The organism is Streptomyces sp. NTD107 (assembly GCF_059510435.1).
The window spans coordinates 64,581-83,940 of the sequence record NZ_JCAJZV010000011.1 but is presented as its reverse complement, the minus strand read 5'-3'; the positions used below and the strand labels follow the sequence as shown (position 1 = coordinate 83,940).

At 66.6% G+C, this 19,360-nt stretch carries 14 protein-coding genes; 2 read left to right on the top strand and 12 right to left on the bottom strand.

The genetic code is table 11. The features are described 5' to 3' along the window. Positions 1–522 precede the first annotated feature (522 nt). Positions 523–6,801, bottom strand: coding sequence for an RHS repeat-associated core domain-containing protein (locus AC5WRL_RS21230; RefSeq protein ID WP_496090206.1), 6,279 nt, complete (start codon positions 6,799–6,801; stop codon positions 523–525). A 423-nt stretch (positions 6,802–7,224) separates the two neighbouring features. Between AC5WRL_RS21230 and AC5WRL_RS21225 the strand changes: the two genes are divergently transcribed. Beyond that, the gene (locus AC5WRL_RS21225; protein WP_496090205.1) at positions 7,225–10,344 is read left to right on the top strand and encodes a VCBS repeat-containing protein; all 3,120 of its coding nucleotides are present in this window, start codon (positions 7,225–7,227) and stop codon (positions 10,342–10,344) included. Between the two features lie 76 nt (positions 10,345–10,420). Next, complete coding sequence (locus tag AC5WRL_RS21220; protein ID WP_496090204.1) at positions 10,421–11,293, top strand: hypothetical protein; 873 nt, start codon at positions 10,421–10,423, stop codon at positions 11,291–11,293. On the opposite strand, the gene truA is transcribed toward AC5WRL_RS21220, so the two are convergent. The 11 genes from truA to secY form a co-directional block, all read right to left on the bottom strand. Next, positions 11,290–12,162 carry a tRNA pseudouridine(38-40) synthase TruA gene (gene truA / locus AC5WRL_RS21215; RefSeq protein ID WP_496090203.1) on the bottom strand — a complete coding sequence of 291 codons (873 nt, stop codon included), beginning with the start codon at positions 12,160–12,162 and terminating at the stop codon, positions 11,290–11,292. The genes AC5WRL_RS21220 and truA overlap by 4 nt on opposite strands. A 64-nt stretch (positions 12,163–12,226) precedes the next feature. Next, entirely contained in the window at positions 12,227–12,745 is a 519-nt protein-coding gene (gene rplQ, locus AC5WRL_RS21210) for a 50S ribosomal protein L17 (protein ID WP_496090202.1), read from the bottom strand. 95 nt (positions 12,746–12,840) lie between these two features. After that, the gene (locus AC5WRL_RS21205) at positions 12,841–13,863 is read right to left on the bottom strand and encodes a DNA-directed RNA polymerase subunit alpha (protein WP_496090201.1); all 1,023 of its coding nucleotides are present in this window, start codon (positions 13,861–13,863) and stop codon (positions 12,841–12,843) included. A 118-nt stretch (positions 13,864–13,981) separates the two neighbouring features. Beyond that, positions 13,982–14,608, bottom strand: a complete 627-nt coding sequence (gene rpsD / locus AC5WRL_RS21200) for a 30S ribosomal protein S4 (RefSeq protein ID WP_496090200.1) — start codon at positions 14,606–14,608, stop codon at positions 13,982–13,984. 28 nt (positions 14,609–14,636) lie between these two features. After that, positions 14,637–15,041: a 30S ribosomal protein S11 gene (rpsK, locus tag AC5WRL_RS21195; RefSeq protein WP_019433438.1), complete on the bottom strand. Its 405-nt coding sequence runs from the start codon at positions 15,039–15,041 to the stop codon at positions 14,637–14,639. 67 nt (positions 15,042–15,108) lie between these two features. Then, the gene (rpsM, locus tag AC5WRL_RS21190) at positions 15,109–15,489 is read right to left on the bottom strand and encodes a 30S ribosomal protein S13 (protein ID WP_496090199.1); all 381 of its coding nucleotides are present in this window, start codon (positions 15,487–15,489) and stop codon (positions 15,109–15,111) included. 224 nt (positions 15,490–15,713) lie between these two features. Next, on the bottom strand, positions 15,714–15,827 hold the full coding sequence (gene rpmJ / locus AC5WRL_RS21185) for a 50S ribosomal protein L36 (protein ID WP_009740505.1): 114 nt from the start codon (positions 15,825–15,827) through the stop codon (positions 15,714–15,716). 61 nt (positions 15,828–15,888) lie between these two features. Then, a complete protein-coding gene (gene infA, locus AC5WRL_RS21180) occupies positions 15,889–16,110 on the bottom strand; it encodes a translation initiation factor IF-1 (protein ID WP_003948620.1) in 222 nt (73 codons plus the stop codon). A gap of 135 nt (positions 16,111–16,245) precedes the next feature. After that, positions 16,246–17,082 carry a type I methionyl aminopeptidase gene (gene map, locus AC5WRL_RS21175; RefSeq protein ID WP_496090198.1) on the bottom strand — a complete coding sequence of 279 codons (837 nt, stop codon included), beginning with the start codon at positions 17,080–17,082 and terminating at the stop codon, positions 16,246–16,248. Positions 17,083–17,223: 141 nt separating this feature from the next. Beyond that, entirely contained in the window at positions 17,224–17,883 is a 660-nt protein-coding gene (locus tag AC5WRL_RS21170; RefSeq protein ID WP_496090197.1) for an adenylate kinase, read from the bottom strand. Further along, the gene (secY, locus tag AC5WRL_RS21165; RefSeq protein WP_496090196.1) at positions 17,883–19,208 is read right to left on the bottom strand and encodes a preprotein translocase subunit SecY; all 1,326 of its coding nucleotides are present in this window, start codon (positions 19,206–19,208) and stop codon (positions 17,883–17,885) included. The genes AC5WRL_RS21170 and secY overlap by 1 nt, the downstream gene beginning before the upstream one ends. Between the last annotated feature and the right edge of the window lie 152 nt (positions 19,209–19,360).

The following is a 19,360-nucleotide window of genomic DNA, read 5'->3' as shown; positions in this document are numbered from 1 at the left end:
AAGACACGTGAGGTCACACGCTCGGTTCGCCCTTCCCAGCCGTTTGACCAAGCCCCAGCTGCAGGATATCCCTCCGCCGGGACCGTTCGGCCATCGGCACGCCTGGGTGATAATTCTGGATCAGAAGATGAGCGGACAAAGCCTCAGGATCGCATCAACTGAACCTGTGGAGAGCTCGATCCCCCCGCGATCCACAACACATCAGCTCTCCCATGTCACGCAGAACTAATTTCTGAGACATATGCGCGCCCGTCGACTTCCCCTCCGGGGAGCACCACAACAAGGAGCCATCCCGCCATAATGAGAGTCATAATCACCACAAAGAAGGAGGCCATAAAACGAACCGAAATCGGAGAATCCTCCATTCTGATTCGCGCATACTCCTCAAGCCAAAATGAGATCCGATCCGCAATTGATGGAATCAGTATCGCCAATCCAGCAAGCCACAACAGGAACGCAAATATCACTGATCTTTTCGACTCCTCGCCAGAATACAACCTTATCCCGAGATGCGCGCACTCATCACCAATTCAGCACAAATAGACTGCGTGCATAGGTTTCCCCCGTATTCTTTGCCGCCTCTACACCGAAACCAAACCCGACCGCCCCGTCAACAGTAGTAACGACCTCACCCCTGCTGTTGCGATACTTCTCCGGTCCATCTTCACCCATTACATACCCTTCATCATAGCCAATCGTTGCAGCATAGAAATAGGCTGCGGTTGCCTCGTATCCCATAGACGGGCCCGTAAGGTCAGAAAGCGTCTCGGCATTACTGCTCATGAAACCTGCTGATGCATCAAACCCGTAGGAGGGAAACGTTGTACCGTTAGTAAAGGTGAGTCCATACTCATGACGGCCATTTCCGTCGGAGGCGCGAACCAGACAGGCGGACCCACTCCATCCAATACCAAGAGCAGCAGAACCGTTTACGCAGAATCCGGAAGTTCCACCGAATATCGCGTTCTTTGCGTTCCTGACCTTCGAGACAACTATCTGGTCGAACTTATTGACCGCTTGATCGAATTTATTACCCAACCACGCCTGGAATCCACTTTCATTATTGGAGTTTTCCATTGCTCGAGTTGCCACGTCGCGAGCTTTGCTCTCCGCAGACTTCTGAAGTCGTTCGGCCGCGGCCTTTCGAGTGACGTGGGACCCGTGCCAGCTGATACATCCAGGATCTTTCGAGCAAGCCGTCTGCATCGTGCTTCGGTAGCGGACATAGCGCGGAGCCAGGGTGCCTCCAAGATTTTTGGTGACCGTTTCATAGTTCTTTCCGTACTCCACCTTTTTCACGCTGTGTCGTGAACCGTAGGTGCACTTGTACTGGCCGGAGAAGCATTCCTCGTAAGCCAGGCCCGTCGGGTCGGCGAAGGCCAGGGGGTTGTTGTTCGCGTACTGGTAGGCGTTGTGCTGGCTGGGGTCGTCTTCCAAAAGCAGCGGGTCGGGGGATATGAAGCGGCCCAGCAAGGGGTCGTACTCGCGGGCGCCCAGGTGGGTGGTGCCGGTGGGGTCTTTCGTGCCGCCCAGGAAGCCGCGGTCGCCGGGCCAGTTTGTGCTGCCGGTCGAGCCGCGTTCGCCGCCGAAGGGGAGTTGCTTGCGGCGCTGGACCGCCTGGCCGATGCCCCAGAACACCGCGATCAACGCCGTGCCCTGCTGGTCGGAGAACAGGAACGTCAGGCCATTCGTCGTGCTGTCGCGCATGGCGACCACCTGGCCGCTGTGCTCGTAGTAGCGCTGGCCGGTCACGGTGGTACCGGTGGCAGTGAGTTCATTGCCGTGCGGCAGGTAGGCCGTGGTCTTGCCATTGGCCTGGCGGGCGATCAACCGATCGCCGGAGGCGTCGTACACGTACGACGTGGTCCGGCCGTCCTCCGTCACCGAGTCCAGACGGCCCTCACCGTTCCAGGCGAATTCCTGGTCCCGCGCCGTACCGGTACGGGCTGTCATATTGCCGGCCTCGTCGTACGTGAACGACTCGGTCTGCCCGTTGCCGGGGCCGCCCGTGGTGGTCACGGTACGCAGGGCGTGGGCACCCTCGCCGCCCGCCTCCGTCATGCCGTACGCACGCGTCACCGTGCCGAAGCCGCTCACCACCGCGTTCTGCGTCTCGGAGATCCGGTTTCCGGCCAAGTCGTACTCGTACGCGTGCCAGTAGCCGTCCGGGCCGCCGACCGTCCGTGACGAGGCGCCCGCCGAGCAGTCGTCGATCGCCGTCGATGTCGTCCACGCCTCGGTCAGCCGGCGCAGCGCGTCCGTCTTGAAGCACTGGGTGTCTGACACGGCAGCGGCGTCCTGTCCGGAGACCGAGGCGACCCGCCGCACATTGCCCGCGTCGTCGTACGTGTACCGCGTGTCCTCGATGCGGAGCGCCACATCACCGTCCACGGTCCGGCTCGTCAGCCGCCCCGTGTGCTCATCCCAGACCCGGGTGTCGTACACCTTGCGGCCCAGCACCCCGTACTCGGTCCGCACCGCGCGACCGAACGCGTCATGGCTGACGTTGTTCACCAGCACCTGCTGCCCGGCCGTGGTCTTGAACGCCAGCCCGTCCCGTGTGAAGTTGGAGGTGACCCGCTCCTGCGGCAGCCCGCCCATCGCCGGATGCATCAGCCATTCACTGACGCCCGTGCGCTTGTTGTAGCCGTAGGTCCACGTGTACGTGCCCGCCAGGGCGCCTTCCTTCGACGGCAGCGTAAGGGAGGAAGACGTCACCTGGTAGCGGTCGTTGTACCCGCCCACCGCCGTGGTGTACGCCGCGCCGTCCACATAGCGGATGTCCTTCGCCGGCCGGCCCTTCTTCACCGTGTCGTACGTCCACTCGGCGGTCTTCTCACCGTCCACCTCAAGTGCCGTCTTCCGGCCCAGCAGGTCGAAGGACGTCTCCATGGTCACGCCACGGGCGTCGGTTGCGGAAGCGGGACGGTCGAGGACGTCGTAGCTCACCGTCGTCACCCCTGTATCCGGGTCGTCGATCCGCACGCGGTTGCCGCGCTTGTCGTAGGACCACGACCAGGAGTTCCCCGCGGGGTCCTTCATCGTCACCAGGTTCCCGGCCAGATCGTAGCCGTACGTTGTCGCCTGGTAGGCAGTCCGTCCCGCATTGGTATAGGAGCGTTGCTCGACCTTGCGGCCGAACGCGTCCGTGATGGTGGTCGTCGCGGTGCCGCCCTCCGGTGGGATCACCGTGGTCCGATCGGCACCCTCGTAGACAGTGCGGGTGCGGGCCTTCTCGTCCCCGTAGCGCAGGGCCACCGACTGGACAGTCCGTCCGGCGGCGTCGAAGTCGTTCCGTACGGCCGCCGGCACCTTGTTGTCCGCCGCCTTCACCAGCTCCGCCGACGGCGCACCGTCCGTGAAGTACGTGGTGTACGACTTCCATACGCGACCCGCCGTGTCGTACAGCGTCTCGCTGATCAACTTCCCATCCGGACGGCCCACCGCACGGCCCTGGGTCTCCCTGGCACGCAGCAGCCCGTCGTAGAAGGCGTAAGTGGTCAGATAGTCACCCTGATAGTCCAGTCGCTGCTCGGTGACCACATTCGGCTTCGTCCGCGACAGGCTGTACGCGTACGTCGCCGTCGGCTTGGTGGGGTTGTCGGCCTTCGGCCAGCCCGGCTCCCATACCGCCGTCGTCCGCCCCAGTGCGTCATAGGTGGCGTCGGTCCGCACTCCGTTGGCGTCCACCGCCGCCGTGACCACACCACGGCGGGGGTCGCTGTGTATCTCAGCGGTGTGCCCCAGGGCATTGGTGGTCACCGTCTTGGTCGGTGACTGGCCGGTGGCTGGCGTATACGCGATACGGGTCTCCGCGCCCGCCGCGTCCGTGTGGGTCAGGGGGCGGCCGTACTGGTCGTACGTCACCTTGCTGACCGTCCGATAGCCCGTCCCCACACCGTTCACCCCGTCGACCCGGGTCGCCAGACCCCGGCTGGGCGCAGCCCCCAGCGTGCCGGAGCCGTCGTAGTACGTACGCGTCGTCGACAGCAGACCGTCCGGCAGCGAGGGCGTCTTGTCGCAGGTCCCCGCGACGGTCCGGCTCTCCGCCTCAAGGCCCAGGATGTTCTTGCTCTCGTTCCTGGCATAGCTGACAGTCGTGCACTTCTCGTCGCCGGAGACCGCCGTGTCCCCCTGATCGCTGATCGAGGCGACCATGCCAAAGGAGTCAAAGGTACGGTCGGCGCGGGTGCGCCGCCAGCTGCCGTCCATCAGCCGCTCCCGCGACGCTTCGGTCTTGAGGCCAACCTGGTACGCCCGCAGGTCGGACACGCCGTCCCGGCTGTGCGTCGCGGTGGCCGCCGAGCGCCACGGCACGTGTGTGGTGGCGGACAGCACCGTGCCGCCGTCACCGTTGTAGGTCACCGTCTCCCGTACCAGCCCGGCGAACGCCTCGTGGTCCGCCACCTGGTTGCCCTCGCTGTCGGCGACCTGCGCCCCGGATATGCCGCGGAAGTAGCGGGTCTCCGTCAAGGTCTGTTTGCCCTCGGCCGGATCACCGCTCAGCGTCTGGACCCGTCCGTACCCCTTGCGCTCACTGAACGTACGGTGCGCCGACTTGGTGAAATCGTCCTCCGGCTTCGCCCAGCCCAGACCACCCAGATAGCGGTAGTCGGTGCGTACGACAGGCGCACCCGCCGTGTTGTCCGACTCCAGCACCTGATCCACCACATAGGTGTGGAACCAGTCCAGGTACGGCTCGTAGTCCGGCCCCGGAGCATCCGGCGGGGACCACATCACCGGGTAGCACCGTTTGGTGTTGGTGGACGGCGACGGCAGATTGCGCGGATCGCAGTCCGCCTTCGAGTACGTGACCCCGATGGTGCCGCCGGTCTCGGTGTCGACGGCATAGACGCGATACCGGTTCAGCGGCGGGATCGGGTCGAGTACGCCCTCCACCCGGTTGGGCAGTTGCTGGCCCCGGAAGGTGACGGCGGGCAGGGTGATGTCGGAGTCGCCGGTGTGTCCGGTGCGGGTGATGGACTTCAGCCACAGCGCCGGGGAACTGCCGTCGCCCGTGGAGGGGAAGCTGTGGTCCAGCTTCCAGGAGTCGACCTTCTTCAGCTCGCCGCCGGCCAGGGCGTACGAGGTGACGGAGGTCAGCCGCTTGGTGGTCCAGAAGGACGGCGAGTAGTTGCCCTCGCAGTTGGCCCCGGAGGCGCAGTGCTGGTCGAAGGGCACATCGGGCCAGTCCTTGGCGTTGTCCTTGTTCACCTTGGACCAGTCGCATGCCGCGCCTTCCCGCACACAGCGCTCGGAGACGCCGAAGGTGACGCGGCCGGCCGGGTTGGCGCCGTGGAGGGCGTCACCGCGCAGCCCGTAGTCCACCTGCTTGAGGTACCCGCCTCGGGTGTACGTGGTCGGTGTGCCCGTCCAGGAGCTGTTGATGGCGCGGGCGTAGCGGTTGGTCTCCTTGGACCAGTAGTACGCCATGGCGTTGCCGAGCGGGTCGACGACATAGTCGAGGTTCCATCGCCATGCCTGCTGGCACCACGAGTTGGCGAAGGCGGAGGCGTGGCAGGGCTCGCCGCTGTGGTTGCCGAACACCGGAACGGTCCAGGTGGAGTCGGTCACTGCGTTGTCGCCGGACCAGCCGGGGAGCTTGTGCAGCCCGAAGTAGTACTGGACTCCGTCCGGCGCGGTGACCCGCCAGTGCTCGCCGTTGCGCGCGCCGTTGTCGGCGCCGGTCAGCAGTTCGACACGCGTGCCGTCGTCATCCTGCTTGCGCCAGACACCGGTGGCGTCGTCCTTGACCAGTTCACCGCCGGAGCCGCCGAGGGAGAGGGTGGCGTTCTCCTTCTTCCAGCACAGATCGCCGACCTTGTTGCTGGGGTTGTTCCCGCCGCTCTTGTCGTCCTCGCAGGCGACATAGCGGCGTTCGATGAACCCGGGCGACAACGACCAGCCGTCCCCCACCCAGTTGGCCTGGTTGTTGGTCGCGGCGGTGCGCCCGTCCACCGACTGGGAGGAGTACGACAGCCCCAGCCCGGGCTGGAGGCCACCGGGCACGGAGGGAATGCCGAGGTCGTACGACCAGGCGAATCCGCCGGCGGAACCGCCGTGCGTCCACGAGCCGGAGGGGGAGAGATCGGTGGCGGTGAAGTCGCCGGACGCCCCGGACGCCGCGGCTTCGACGGCCAGCAGCCGGGTGCCGCTGCTCGCCGTCATCAGCCCGGTGGCCGAGGAGACCTCCGGGCCGGCCGGCACGACCAAGTCGTCCCCGGTGCCGGCATCGCCGTCCACCGCGGGCAGTTCGATCTCCGCCGCGAGGGTGTGGGCCTCGGCATCGTTGTACGAGGGAACGTTCTGGCGGGAGGCGCAGTCCTCCGCGCCGGGTGTGGTCAGGGCGCATTCGGGGAGCTGACGAACGACCAGACGCGTGGCCCAGTCCGCGCCGTAGATCCCGGCGAACCGGCCGTAGTCCAGTTCCAGGTCCACGGTGGGTGATGGGCCGTCCGCGTCGACCTCAGCGGCGTCGTCGCCCTCCAGGCCCCGGATGGCTATCAGGACCCCGTCGACGCCGACGGCTTCGGCCGTCTGCCGGCTGAGGACCTGCGTCTGGACACGGTCCAGCCCGGGCGGGGCCTCCAGTTCGGTCACCTCGGACTGAGGCCACTCCGGCACGGCGCCGTCAGAGGGTGCGGCGGTGCCCTCGGTCTCATCGGGCCAGTCGAGTCCCTGCCCGGTGACCGGCGTGGTCGGCACGGGATCGAGTTCGTCGATGCCGGGCAGATCAAGCCCCTGCGCAGCGGCTACGGGGCCGGCCAGCATTCCGCCGAACAGCAGCGTCGCCAATCCCACAGATGCCGCACGTTGCCATCCCCGGCCAGGCCAGTGAGCCGCCATGCCCACGCCCCCTCCACCCGATCTTCACGATGCAAAACAGGGCTGAACTTAACAGGAAAACCACAGCCTGATCCGGACCAGATTCATGCGTTATCTTTTCGTTATTAAATTTCGCGAGCTGAGAAGTCGGCGCCATCCGGACGCTCCTCAGCCTTATGCGCGCGACTACCTCTCCGCATCACCGCACGTCAAGAGGGTCGAATCACCCCAAGTGGAGCATGCATGGACACTACGGCCAACAATGGATCGATTAGGAAACATTTGACATCGACAAACGGGTACCGTTACACATTCTCCACGCACCAGGTCCTTCGACCGGCGCCCCGGAACCACAATCCAGGGAATCCAAGATTCTCAAGAAACAGAAAGATGAAGAATATGAAGAAGAAATTCCATTCATCGAGAAGGAGAAAGGATCACTGGCGCCGGATAATTGCTCCGGCTCTCGCTCTCGCCCTTGTGTCACCGCTCTTCACCACCTCCCCGGCAACAGCCGACAACGGCGAGGAGGACGCACCCGCCGGAGGGGAGGACTGGCGCTCCGAGGAGGAAAACGCGGCGCTGAGCGAAGCCGCCGAAACCGGCGAACCGGTGGAGATACTGTCCCAACGCTCAGAAATCACACAGGTGTTCGCCAATCCCGATGGCGGCTTCACCGAAGACAGCTATGTGATGCCGCAATGGGTGCGCCAGAACGGACAGCTGGTCGACATAGACACCACTCTCCGTCACAACGAGGATGGTGGCTTCTCCCCTGCAGCCACCGAAGTCCAGGTCATCTTCTCGGCCGGTGGAGATGATCCGCTGGCCACCGTGGTGCGTGACGGCCGCTCCATGTCCATCTCCTGGCCGGAGCCGCTGCCCCAGCCCACGGTGAACGGCGATGTGATCACCTACCCCGGGGTTCTCGACGGTGTAGATCTCAAACTCCAGGCCCGGAACGGCGGTTTCGGTCAGGTCCTGGTGGTCCATGACGCCGTTGCCGCCGCGAACCCGCGGCTCGCCGAACTGGCCTTCGGAATGGAGACGGTCGGCCTCGACGTCGCCGCCGACGAGCACGGCAACCTGCGCGCGATCAACCCCGCCGGCCAAGAGGTCTTCACCGCTCCCACCCCGCTCATGTGGGACAGCGGAACACTGGACGACCCGGAGGTGATGCGTCTGCTGAGCGCCGCCGGGGAGGAGGCACCGAGCAGCAGTGACTTCCAGCCCGGTCTTGGCGCCGAGAGTGCCCTCGCAGAGCTCCGGGTCACCGACGGCCGACTGATCCTCGTCCCCGATCAGGACCTTCTGACCGGCGAAGACACCCAGTACCCCGTGTACATCGACCCTTCGGTCGAGGGCAGCCGCCTCTCCTGGACCATCGCCTACAAGAAGTACCCCAACAGCAGCTTCTTCAACGGAGCCAACTTCAACGGCGGTACGAGCGACGCCCGCGTCGGCTACGAGAACACCACGAACGGCACGGCCCGCTCCTTCTTCCGGATGAACTCCAAGAACCTCCTGGACACCAACCGGGTGATCACATCCTCAACGTTCCGCATCAGGAACAACTGGTCATGGTCCTGCGAAGCCCGCGAGGTGGAACTCTGGTACACGGGAGGCATCACCTCCGCCACCACCTGGAACAACCAGCCGGAATGGCGCTCACGGCTCAGCAAGGTCGACGAGTCCAAGGGCTGGGGCACCAAGTGCCCAGCGGGGAACCTGGTCTTCGACGCCACCTCGGGGGCCAAAACCGCTCAGACCAGAGGGTTCAACTCACTCACCCTGGGGTTGCGGGTCCCCTTGTCCAGCGAGACGGACGTCTACGCCTGGAAGAAGTTCACCGCGAGCTCGGCCGTGCTGAGCACCACCTACAACACCCGACCCAACCCGCCCTCCAACCTCGACACCTCCCCCGTGTCCACCAACAACCAGTACGGCTGCGGCGACCGCGCCCCGTACCAGTACATCGGCAACACCGACTTCTACCTACGGGCCAAGGTCTCCGACAAGGACGGCGGCACCGTCAGGGCGATGTTCCACCTGTGGCCCACCGGCCACCGGGACACCGCGCAGGGCGGCCTCATCATCGACAAGACAGTGTCCGTCACCTCCGGCGGTTATGCCCAGGTGAAGGTGACGAAGTCGGCGCTGGCGCCCTACATGAACGTTGCCAACGGGAACTTCTCCTGGAAAGTCCAGGCCAACGACGGCTCACTGAAGTCGGAGTGGACACCACCGCTCGGAGCACCGGGCTGCCGCTTCGTCTACGACCCCAACCGCCCCTCCAGCCCTCCCGGAGTCACGAGCACGGACTTCCCGGACGGAATCGAGGGCTGGCCGGCTCGGACGGGCAGCATCCGCCAGGAGGGAACCTTCACTCTGACCTCCGGCGGTGTCAACGACGTGGTCACGTACCGTTACTGGACCAGCTGGAGCGGTACGCGCAAGACCGTCAACGTCAGCGCGGGCAAGAACGCCACCATCAAGCTCACTCCGATCCAGTCGGGCCCCAATGTTCTCTATGTGCAGAGCATTGATCGCGCCGCCAACGAATCGGACACGTATGCGTACCTTTTCTATGCCACGGGGCTGAAGACCCCTGATGCCCCAGGCGATATCAATGGCGACGGTGTACCTGACATCTGGGGAATCGACCGTAACGGAAAGCTCATCAGCCACTACGGTTCGGGAAACGGCGCGGTCCATGAAGCGGCGGCTCCGGCCGACAACGGCGACTGGAGCAACGCGCTCATCACCCATCAGGGAGACTGGACCGGCGACGGAATCGAAGATCTCATCAGCCTCCGCCCCACACCGGGCACCGATGAATACCGCCTCTGGGTCCATCCCAACACCGGATCCGGCGAACTCTGTGCCGACTGCGTCGACCACCGGTCCGTCGAGCTCACCGTCTTCGACGAGGCCAACAACCACTGGAGCCGGGGAGCCAAGCAGATCCTCGCCGTCGGTGACATCGACGGCGGACTGGACACCGACGGCGACGGCGTGGAAGACCTCCCCGGCTTCCCGGACCTCCTGGTCAACGACGGCGAGTTCATCTGGCTCTACTACGGCAGCGACGACTACCGGCTCGACTACCACCGCGACCCGGTGCTGATCGCGGGACCGGACGATCCGATCTCGACGAATGGCTCGACCATTGCCGATGTCACAGTGGCTGCCCCGGGCGACGTAAACGGGGATGGAGTGGCAGACCTCGTTGTCGTACAGGACGACGACGGGCTGCTCTTCCTCTTCGATGGGCACATGCACGCCGGGGACTATTCGATCGGCCTGGAGCAACGCCAACAGATCGGCTGGAGTTGGAGCAGGGACCGAGTCACCACCATGGTGGCGAGACCTGCCATGTCGCGAAACGGGTACCTGGAGTTCTGGATTCTCATGCGACCCGGCGGCGAACTCTTGCTGGGAGCAGTGGATCTCGTCGCCATGAAAGGCACACTCACCACGTTGACCAGCACTTTCGCCGGCTACCGCACCATCAGCTGACAAAGAGATGTCCCGCCCCGGTCCCCGCCGTCGCCCGGCGGGGACCGGGGCCACCGGCCGCCGTTAGGATTCGGGCATGAGTTTTGGGCAAGGGGGACCCGGGTGGGGTGGGCAGCAGTACGGGGCGCCGGACTGGGGGGCGCTCGCCGCTGAGGCCGAGCGGAAGCGGGGGCGGAAGCGGCTGCTCGTCGTCGGCGGGAGCGTGCTGGCCGCGCTCGCCGTCGGGACGGTGGTCGCGCTCGCCATCGTGCACCAGGACGGCGGCACCGGCGAGCAGGCCGGCGGTGCCGGCGCTCAGGGGCAGGCGGCCGGGCCCGAGGGTGGGGACACCACCTCGCCCGCGCCCGATCCCACCTTCGAGGAGACCAGCCTTCCCCCGCTGCCCAAGCCCCGCGAGTTCATCTCGGACGCCGACAAGGACCTCGCGCCCTTCACCGCCGAGGAGTTCTACGCCGGCGACACCATGACCGTCGAGGGCCGCGAGTACACCAGGACCGGTACCGACGCCTCCGAGAGCTGCGCCGAGGGGGTCACCGCCGAGCTGGGCGCCGTGCTCGCCGAGCACGGCTGCGCCACGCTGCTGCGCGCCACCTACACCGGGTCCGGCTCCGCCGTCACCATCGGCGTGGCGCAGTTCGCCACCGAGGAGGACGCGGCGGCGGCCAACGCCGCCTACACCCGCAATCTGCTGCCCCTCACCGCCGGCGACAGCCCCGAGTTCTGCCAGCGCGGCGGCTGCCGTACCACCACCAACCAGGTGGGCCGCTACGCCTACTTCACCATCGCCGGCAACAGCGACGGCTCCCCGGACAGCGGCGACGGCACCGCCGCCCAGCAGGCCGCCCGGGACGGCAACGACCACGCCTTCGCCCGCATCATCCAGCGCGGCGAGGCCCAGGCGTCCGCCTCGGCCTCCGCGCTCGTCGAGGAACGCCGCGGCACCAGCTAGCAGCAGGCGGCCGAGGCCGGGAGGGTCCGTACGTTACGGGCCTCCCGGCTGCGCGCCGCCAGCAGTTCGTCCGCCGGGTAGCCGACCTCCTCCAGCGTCAGCCCGTGCGGGCGCACCACATGCACCGCCGAGTCCCGGACCCCGCGCGCCAGCACCTCGCCCGGCCACTGCGCTCCCCGGTGCCCGTCGCCCACGAACAGCAGCGCCCCCACCAGCGAGCGCACCATGTTGTGGCAGAACGCGTCCGCCTCCACCGTGCCCTCCAGCACCCCGTCCGCGCCCCGCTCCCAGCTCAGCCGACGCAGCGTGCGGATCGTCGTCGCGCCCTCCCGGCGCTTGCAGTAGGCCGCGAAGTCGTGTTCGCCCAGCAGCAGCCGCGAGGCCGCGTTCATGGCCGCCACGTCCAGCGGCCAGTTGTGCCACAGCACATGCCCGCGCCGCAGCGGGTCCACCCCGCCGGGGTGGTCGCTGACCCGGTAGACGTACCGCCGCCAGATCGCCGAGAACCGCGCGTCGAAGTCCGCCGGGGCGCGTCCCAGTCGCCACACGCGTACGTCCTGCGGCAGCCGTCCCGTCAGCCGGCGGTGCAGGGCATCCTCCTGCTCCGCCCACACCCCGGCAGGCAGGTCCACATGCGCCACCTGCCCGCGCGCGTGCACCCCGGCGTCCGTCCGCCCCGCCACCGTCAGGTCGTACCCCGACTCCGACCGGGTGACGACCCGCAGCGCCTCCTCCAGCTCTTCCTGTACGGTGCGCCGCCCCCGCTGGCGGGCCCAGCCGGAGAACGCCGCGCCGTCGTACGCCACGTCCAGGCGTACCCGTACCGTCCCGGACACCGACACCGACACCCGTTTCTTCCTCTCCTCCACACATGGCACTGGGCCTGCCTCCCCCGCGAGGGTGAGACAGGCCCAGCCGTACCACAGACCCCGATCAGGCCTCGGTGTCGTCCTTCTTCTCCTCGGCCTTGGCCTCGGTGCCCTCGGCGGGAGCCTCGGTCGCCTCAGCGGCCTTCGGCGCCTCGGTGGTCTCCGCCTCCTTCACCGAACGCTTGGTGGCGGCCTCGGCCTCGCCGACCGCCTCCTGCTGCACGGTGAGGGCCTCCACCAGCTCGATCACGGCCATCGGGGCGTTGTCCCCGCGGCGCGGACCGATCTTGGTGATACGGGTGTAGCCACCGGGCCGGTTCGCGAACTGCGGACCGATCTCGGTGAAGAGGGTGTGCACGACGCTCTTGTCGGTGACGGTACGCATCACCTGACGGCGGTTGTGCAGGTCGCCCTTCTTCGCCTTGGTGATCAGCCGCTCGGCGACCGGACGCAGCCGGCGGGCCTTGGCGACCGTGGTGGTGATCCGGCCGTGCTCGAACAGCGCGGTGGCGAGGTTCGCCAGCATGAGCCGCTCGTGGGCGGGGCCGCCACCGAGCCGGGCACCCTTGGTGGGCTTCGGCATGGTCTGTCTCCTTCATCTGTCTGCACCGGCCGTGTCAGGTACCGGTGTCAGGGCGCCACTGGTCAGCAGTGGCCACTGTCACTCCGGGCGGAGACTCAGTACTGCTCGGTCTCCGCGAAGCCCGTGTCCCCGTCGTCCTCGGCCCCGAAGGCGTCGGCGGCGGTGGTCGGGTCGAATCCGGGCGGGCTGTCCTTCAGGGCCAGGCCCATGCCGGCCAGCTTCGCCTTGACCTCGTCGATCGACTTGGCACCGAAGTTCCGGATGTCCAGCAGATCGGCCTCGGAGCGGGCCACCAGCTCGCCCACCGAGTGGATGCCCTCGCGCTTGAGGCAGTTGTAGGAGCGGACGGTGAGTTCCAGCTCCTCGATCGGCAGCGCCAGATCGGCGGCGAGCGCCGCGTCGGTCGGCGAGGGGCCCATGTCGATGCCCTCGGCGTCGACGTTCAGCTCCCGCGCCAGGCCGAACAGCTCGACCAGGGTCTTGCCGGCGGACGCCATGGCGTCACGCGGACGCATGGCCTCCTTGGTCTCCACGTCGACGATCAGCTTGTCGAAGTCGGTGCGCTGCTCCACACGGGTGGCCTCGACCTTGTAGGTGACCTTCAGCACCGGGCTGTAGATCGAGTCGACCGGGATCCGGCCGATCTCCTGGCCCGCCGCCTTGTTCTGCACCGCGGAGACGTAGCCGCGACCGCGCTCGACGGTCAGCTCCATCTCCAGCTTGCCCTTGCTGTTCAGGGTCGCCAGCACCAGGTCGGGGTTGTGGACGTCCACCCCGGCCGGCGGGGCGATGTCGGCCGCGGTCACCAGGCCGGGGCCCTGCTTGCGCAGGTACATCACCACGGGCTCGTCGTGCTCCGAGGAGACGACGAGCTGCTTGATGTTGAGGATGAGGTCGGTCACATCCTCCTTGACGCCGGGCACGGTGGTGAACTCGTGCAGCACCCCGTCGATCCGGATGCTGGTGACGGCCGCGCCCGGGATGGAGGACAGCAGCGTACGCCGCAGAGAGTTACCGAGCGTGTACCCGAAGCCCGGCTCCAGCGGCTCGATCACAAACCGGGAGCGGAACTCGTCGACGACCTCTTCGGTCAAAGAGGGACGCTGAGCGATCAGCATGAAAAGAACTCCAGTCTTCGGCACCCACTATTTGATGCCAAGCCAGACAACCCGACACTTCTGTGTTCAAGAGTACGGGCGGAGCCACCCGGTCCCCCGGGTGACTCCGCCCACACCACTACTTGGAGTACAGCTCCACGATCAGCTGCTCCTGCACCTGGGTGTCGATCACCTGGCGCTCCGGCAGCGCGTGCACCAGCACCCGCAGCCGGGTCGGGATCGACTCCAGCCACGCCGGCACGGTCTTGTCGCCGGCCTCGGCCTTGGCCACCTCGAACGGCGTCAGGTTACGGGAGGACTCCCGCACCTCGACGATGTCGTTCGGGGACACCCGCGCCGAGGGAATGTCGTTCTTCCGGCCGTTCAGCAGGATGTGGCCGTGCCGCACCAGCTGACGGGCGTGGTCCCGGGACTTGGCGAAGCCGGCCCGGTAGACGACATTGTCCAGTCGCGACTCAAGGATCCGCAGCAGGTTCTCACCCGTCTTGCCCTGCTGCCGGTTGGCCTCGGTGTAGTAGCCGCGGAACTGCTTCTCCAGAACACCGTAGATCCGCGCGCACTTCTGCTTCTCACGCATCTGAAGCAGGTACTCGCTGTCCTTGGTGCGCCCGCGTCCGTGCTCACCCGGGGGGTAAGGACGGATCTCGATCGGGCACTTCGCGCTCTCGCACTTGCTCCCCTTGAGGAAGAGCTTCTGCTTCTCCCGACGGCATCGCTTGCAGTCGGCCCCGGTGTAACGCGCCATTGTCTATCTGTCTCCTACTTCGAGCTGGTCAGACGCGGCGGCGCTTGGGCGGGCGGCATCCGTTGTGCGGGGTGGGGGTCACGTCCTGGATCGAGCCGACCTCAAGCCCGGTCGCCTGGAGCGAGCGGATCGCGGTCTCCCGGCCGGAGCCGGGGCCCTTCACGAAGACGTCGACCTTGCGCATGCCGTGCTCCTGCGCCCGCCGGGCCGCGTTCTCGGCGGCCATCTGCGCGGCGAAGGGGGTGGACTTGCGCGAGCCCTTGAAGCCGACATGGCCGGCGGAGGCCCACGAGATCACGTTCCCGGACGGGTCGGTGATCGAGACGATCGTGTTGTTGAACGTGCTCTTGATGTGAGCGTGCCCGTGGGCAACGTTCTTCTTTTCCTTGCGGCGCACCTTCTTGGCGCCCGCCGTACGGCCCTTCGGAGGCATATGCACGTACTCCCGTGGAGGTGGTCGGTCCTACAACTCGGACCGCTGGAACAGCGTCCGGTGCGGACTACTTCTTGCCCGGCTTCTTCTTGCCGGCGATCGCGCGACGCGGGCCCTTGCGGGTACGCGCGTTGGTCTTGGTGCGCTGACCGTGGACCGGCAGACCCCGGCGGTGACGGAGACCCTCGTAGCAGCCGATCTCCACCTTGCGGCGGATGTCGGCCTGGATCTCGCGACGGAGGTCACCCTCGGTCTTGATGTTGGCGTCCACGTACTCGCGGAGCTTGACGAGGTCTTCCTCGGCAAGGTCGCGGACGCGGGTGTCCGGGTTCACCCCGGTGCTGGCGAGGGTCTCCTTGGCACGGGTGCGCCCGATGCCGAAGACGTAGGTGAGGGCGACCTCGACGCGCTTCTCACGCGGGAGGTCAACGCCGGAAAGGCGTGCCATGGATGTGGCTCCTGATGGGCTCTTCGGAGGTCTTCCGCAGCACCGTTCCCGTAAGACTCATGAAACCCATGAAGCTTTACGAGCCGGGTCCCCGGCCTCCGACCGGGGGTGTCGTCCCCGCGCTGATCGGCGAGGGGTCGGGTGTCTGCGTATCTACTTGTATGCGTATCGCGGCGTCGCGCGAAGAACTGCTACGTGTACGAGGTGGTGGCTGGTCTGCTGCGTCAGCCCTGGCGCTGCTTGTGGCGCAGGTTCTCGCAAATGACCATGACCCGCCCGTGACGGCGGATCACCTTGCACTTGTCGCAGATCTTCTTGACGCTCGGCTTGACCTTCATGAGAGTGAGGTTCTCCGAGTCGGTACGAACGATCGGACGATCGAGCGATCTGGATCTGGATTTACTTGTAGCGGTAGACGATCCGCCCGCGGGTCAGGTCGTAGGGAGACAGCTCCACCACGACCCGGTCGTCGGGAAGAATACGGATGTAGTGCATCCGCATCTTGCCGCTGATGTGCGCGAGGACCTGATGCCCGTTCTGGAGCTCTACCTTGAACATCGCGTTCGGCAGGGACTCGACAACAGTGCCCTCGATCTCGATGGCCCCTTGTTTTTTGGCCATACTTGAGCGCTTCACCTTCCGGGATCGGCTACCTGGACAGCCCTGTACGCATGGGTGCACCAGGACCGACGTATCACTCTACGCCAGGCCACCCGAAAAGACGAATCCATGATCTTTTCCCCGGAACGGAGATCATTACGCCAGCGGATCCGGCGCCGCCTGCACGCCCAGCTCGGCCAGCCGCGCCTTGCCGCCGTCCAGCGCCGTCAGCACCAGCGGCCCCTGCTCGGTCAGCGCCACCGAGTGCTCCCAGTGCGCCGCCCAGCTGCCGTCATTCGTCTTCACGGTCCACTCGTCGTCCAGCACATGGGTCTTCGCCGTCCCCAGCGACACCATCGGCTCGATCGCCAGGCACATCCCCGGCACCAGCTTCGGCCCCTTGTCGCGCCGTCGCTCCACGTAATTGAGCACATGCGGCTCCATGTGCATCTCGGAGCCGATGCCGTGCCCGCCGTACTCCTCGATGATCCCGTACCGCCCGGACGCCGGACGCGGCTGCCGCCGGATGTACCCCTCGATCGCCTTGGAGATCTCGACCAGCCGGCCGCCCTTGCGCACCGCCGCGATCCCGGCCCACAGCGACGCCTCGGTCACCCGGTCCAGCTCACGCACCTCGGGCCGGTGTCCCTCGCCCACGAACACGGTCAGCGCCGCGTCCCCGTGCCAGCCGTCCACCACGGCGCCCGCGTCGATGGAGATGATGTCGCCGGACGCCAGCACCGTGCCGGGCCCCGGCACCCCGTGCACCACCACATCGTTCACCGAGGTGCAGATGTTGCCGGTGAACCCCCCGTACCCGAGAAAGTTCGGCTTGGCCCCGTGCTCACGCAGCGTGGCCGCCGCGATCTCGTCCAGTTCGGCCGTGGAGACCCCGGGCACCGCCGCCGCCGCGCACCGGCGGTGGATCTCGGCCACCACCAGCCCGGCCGCGCGCATCTTCGCGATCTGCTCCGGGGTCTTGATCTCCACCATCGGGGTTGTCCCTCGTCTTCGAATCGGGGTGGCGGCCAGGGGCGGGCCGCGGCGGGCCCTTCCACAGTAACGGCCGCAGCGCCCGCTCCACGCGGGCCCTGCGGCCGTCACACGGCGGGGACACGCCCCGCTCATGCCGTATTACGCGGCGTCCACTTCCGGCAGTGCCGCCAGCGCGCGCTGAGTGACCTCGGGGACCGGGCCCAGGGCCGGGATGGTCACCACGAGCCCCTGCTCCCGGTAGTAGCCGATGATCGGCTCGGTCTCCTGGTGGTACAGCTCAAGACGGTGCCGCACCGTGTCCTCCTGGTCGTCGTCGCGCTGGTACAGCTCCCCGCCGCACACATCGCAGACGCCCGGGGTGGCCGGCGGCGCGTACTCCACATGGAAGACGTGCTTGTCGTTCTTCCGGCACATCCGGCGGCCGGCGATCCGCCGGACCACCTCGTCCTCGGGGACCTCCAGGTCGAGCACCGCCGTCAGCTTGTGCCCGCTCTCCCCCAGCAGCTCGTCCAGCGCCTGCGCCTGGGCGATGTTGCGGGGGAAGCCGTCCAGCAGAAAACCGTCCCCGGCGTCCGGCTGCGCCAGCCGGTCCGCCGCCATCGCGATGGTGACCTCGTCCGGGACCAGACCGCCCTCGCGCAGGATCTGCTTGACCGCCAGGCCCAGCTCCGTACCGCGCGTGATGTTGTCCCTGAACAGGTTGCCGGTCGAGATGTGCGGAATGCCAAGACGTTCGGCGAGGAGCGCGGCCTGCGTGCCCTTGCCCGCGCCCGGCGGTCCGACGAGGACGATTCGCATCAGCGGAGGAACCCTTCGTAATTGCGCTGGTGGAGCTGGCTCTCGATCTGCCGCACCGTTTCCAGGCCGACACCCACGATGATCAGGATGGATGTGCCACCGAAGGGGAAGTCCTGCTGGGCGTTGAACATCACCAGCGCCACCGTCGGCACCAGCGCGATCAGACCCAGGTACATCGCCCCGGGCCAGGTGATGCGGTTCAGCACATAGCTCAGGTATTCGACCGTGGGCCGGCCAGCCCGGATACCCGGGATGAAACCACCATACTTCTTCATGTTTTCGGCCACGTCTTCGGGGTTGAAGGTGATGGCCACGTAGAAGAACGCGAAGAAGACGATCAGCAGGAAGTAGGTCGTGATGTAGTACGGGTGATCGCCCCCGGTGAAGTAGCGCTGCACCCAGGTCGACCAGCCCCCCGCGTCCGTCCCGGCGAACTGCACCAGCAGTTGCGGGATGTAGAGCAGCGAGGACGCGAAGATCACCGGGATCACACCGGCCTGGTTGACCTTGAGCGGGATGTACGTGGACGTCCCGCCGTACGAGCGGCGGCCGATCATCCGCTTCGCGTACTGGACCGGAATCCGGCGCTGGGCCAGCTCCACGAACACGACGAGGCCGACCATCGCCAGGCCGCAGGCCACCACGACACCGAACTCGATCCAGCCGTCCGCCAGGTTGCCGGAGAGCTTGATCTGCCACAGCGCCGCCGGGAAGCCGGCCGCGATCGAGGTGAACATCAGCATCGACATGCCGTTGCCGATGCCGCGGTCGGTGATCAGCTCACCCAGCCACATGATCAGCGCGGTGGCCGAGGTCAGCGCGATCACCATGATCACCGTGGTGAAGATGGAGTTCGAGGGGATGATGTCGCCGGCGACCGTGCAGTTGGGGAAGAGGGTGCCGGAGCGGGCGGTGGCGACCAGACCGGTCGCCTGGAGCACCGCCAGGGCCATCGTCAGATAACGCGTGTACTGGGTGATCTTCGCCTGCCCTGCCTGGCCCTCCTTCTTCAGGGCCTCAAGGCGGGGGATCACAACGACAAGCAGCTGCAAGATGATGCTCGCGGTGATGTACGGCATGATGCCGAGCGCGAAGATGGTCAGCTGGAGCAGAGCCCCGCCGCTGAACATGTTCACCAGACCGAACAGCCCGGAGCCGGCCCCACCGGCCTTGGCCTGGTCCACACACTCCTGGACGTTCTGGAAACTGACACCAGGGACCGGGATGTGCTGCCCGAAACGGAACAGCACCACGATGCCGAGCGTGAAGAGCAGCTTCTTGCGCAGGTCAGGCGTCCGGAACGCCCGGGCGAACGCGGTGAGCACGGTTCCTCCTGCGCCCCCCGCGGCGCGCGCGAGAGGGGGTGGTCTTGAAGGTCAACGGATAGTAACGAGGTACAAACTCCGCTGCCCGCCGGGCAGCGGTCGGCCCCGGTTGACGGCAACGCACGCCACCTTACCGGCGGATGCGCCAGGCC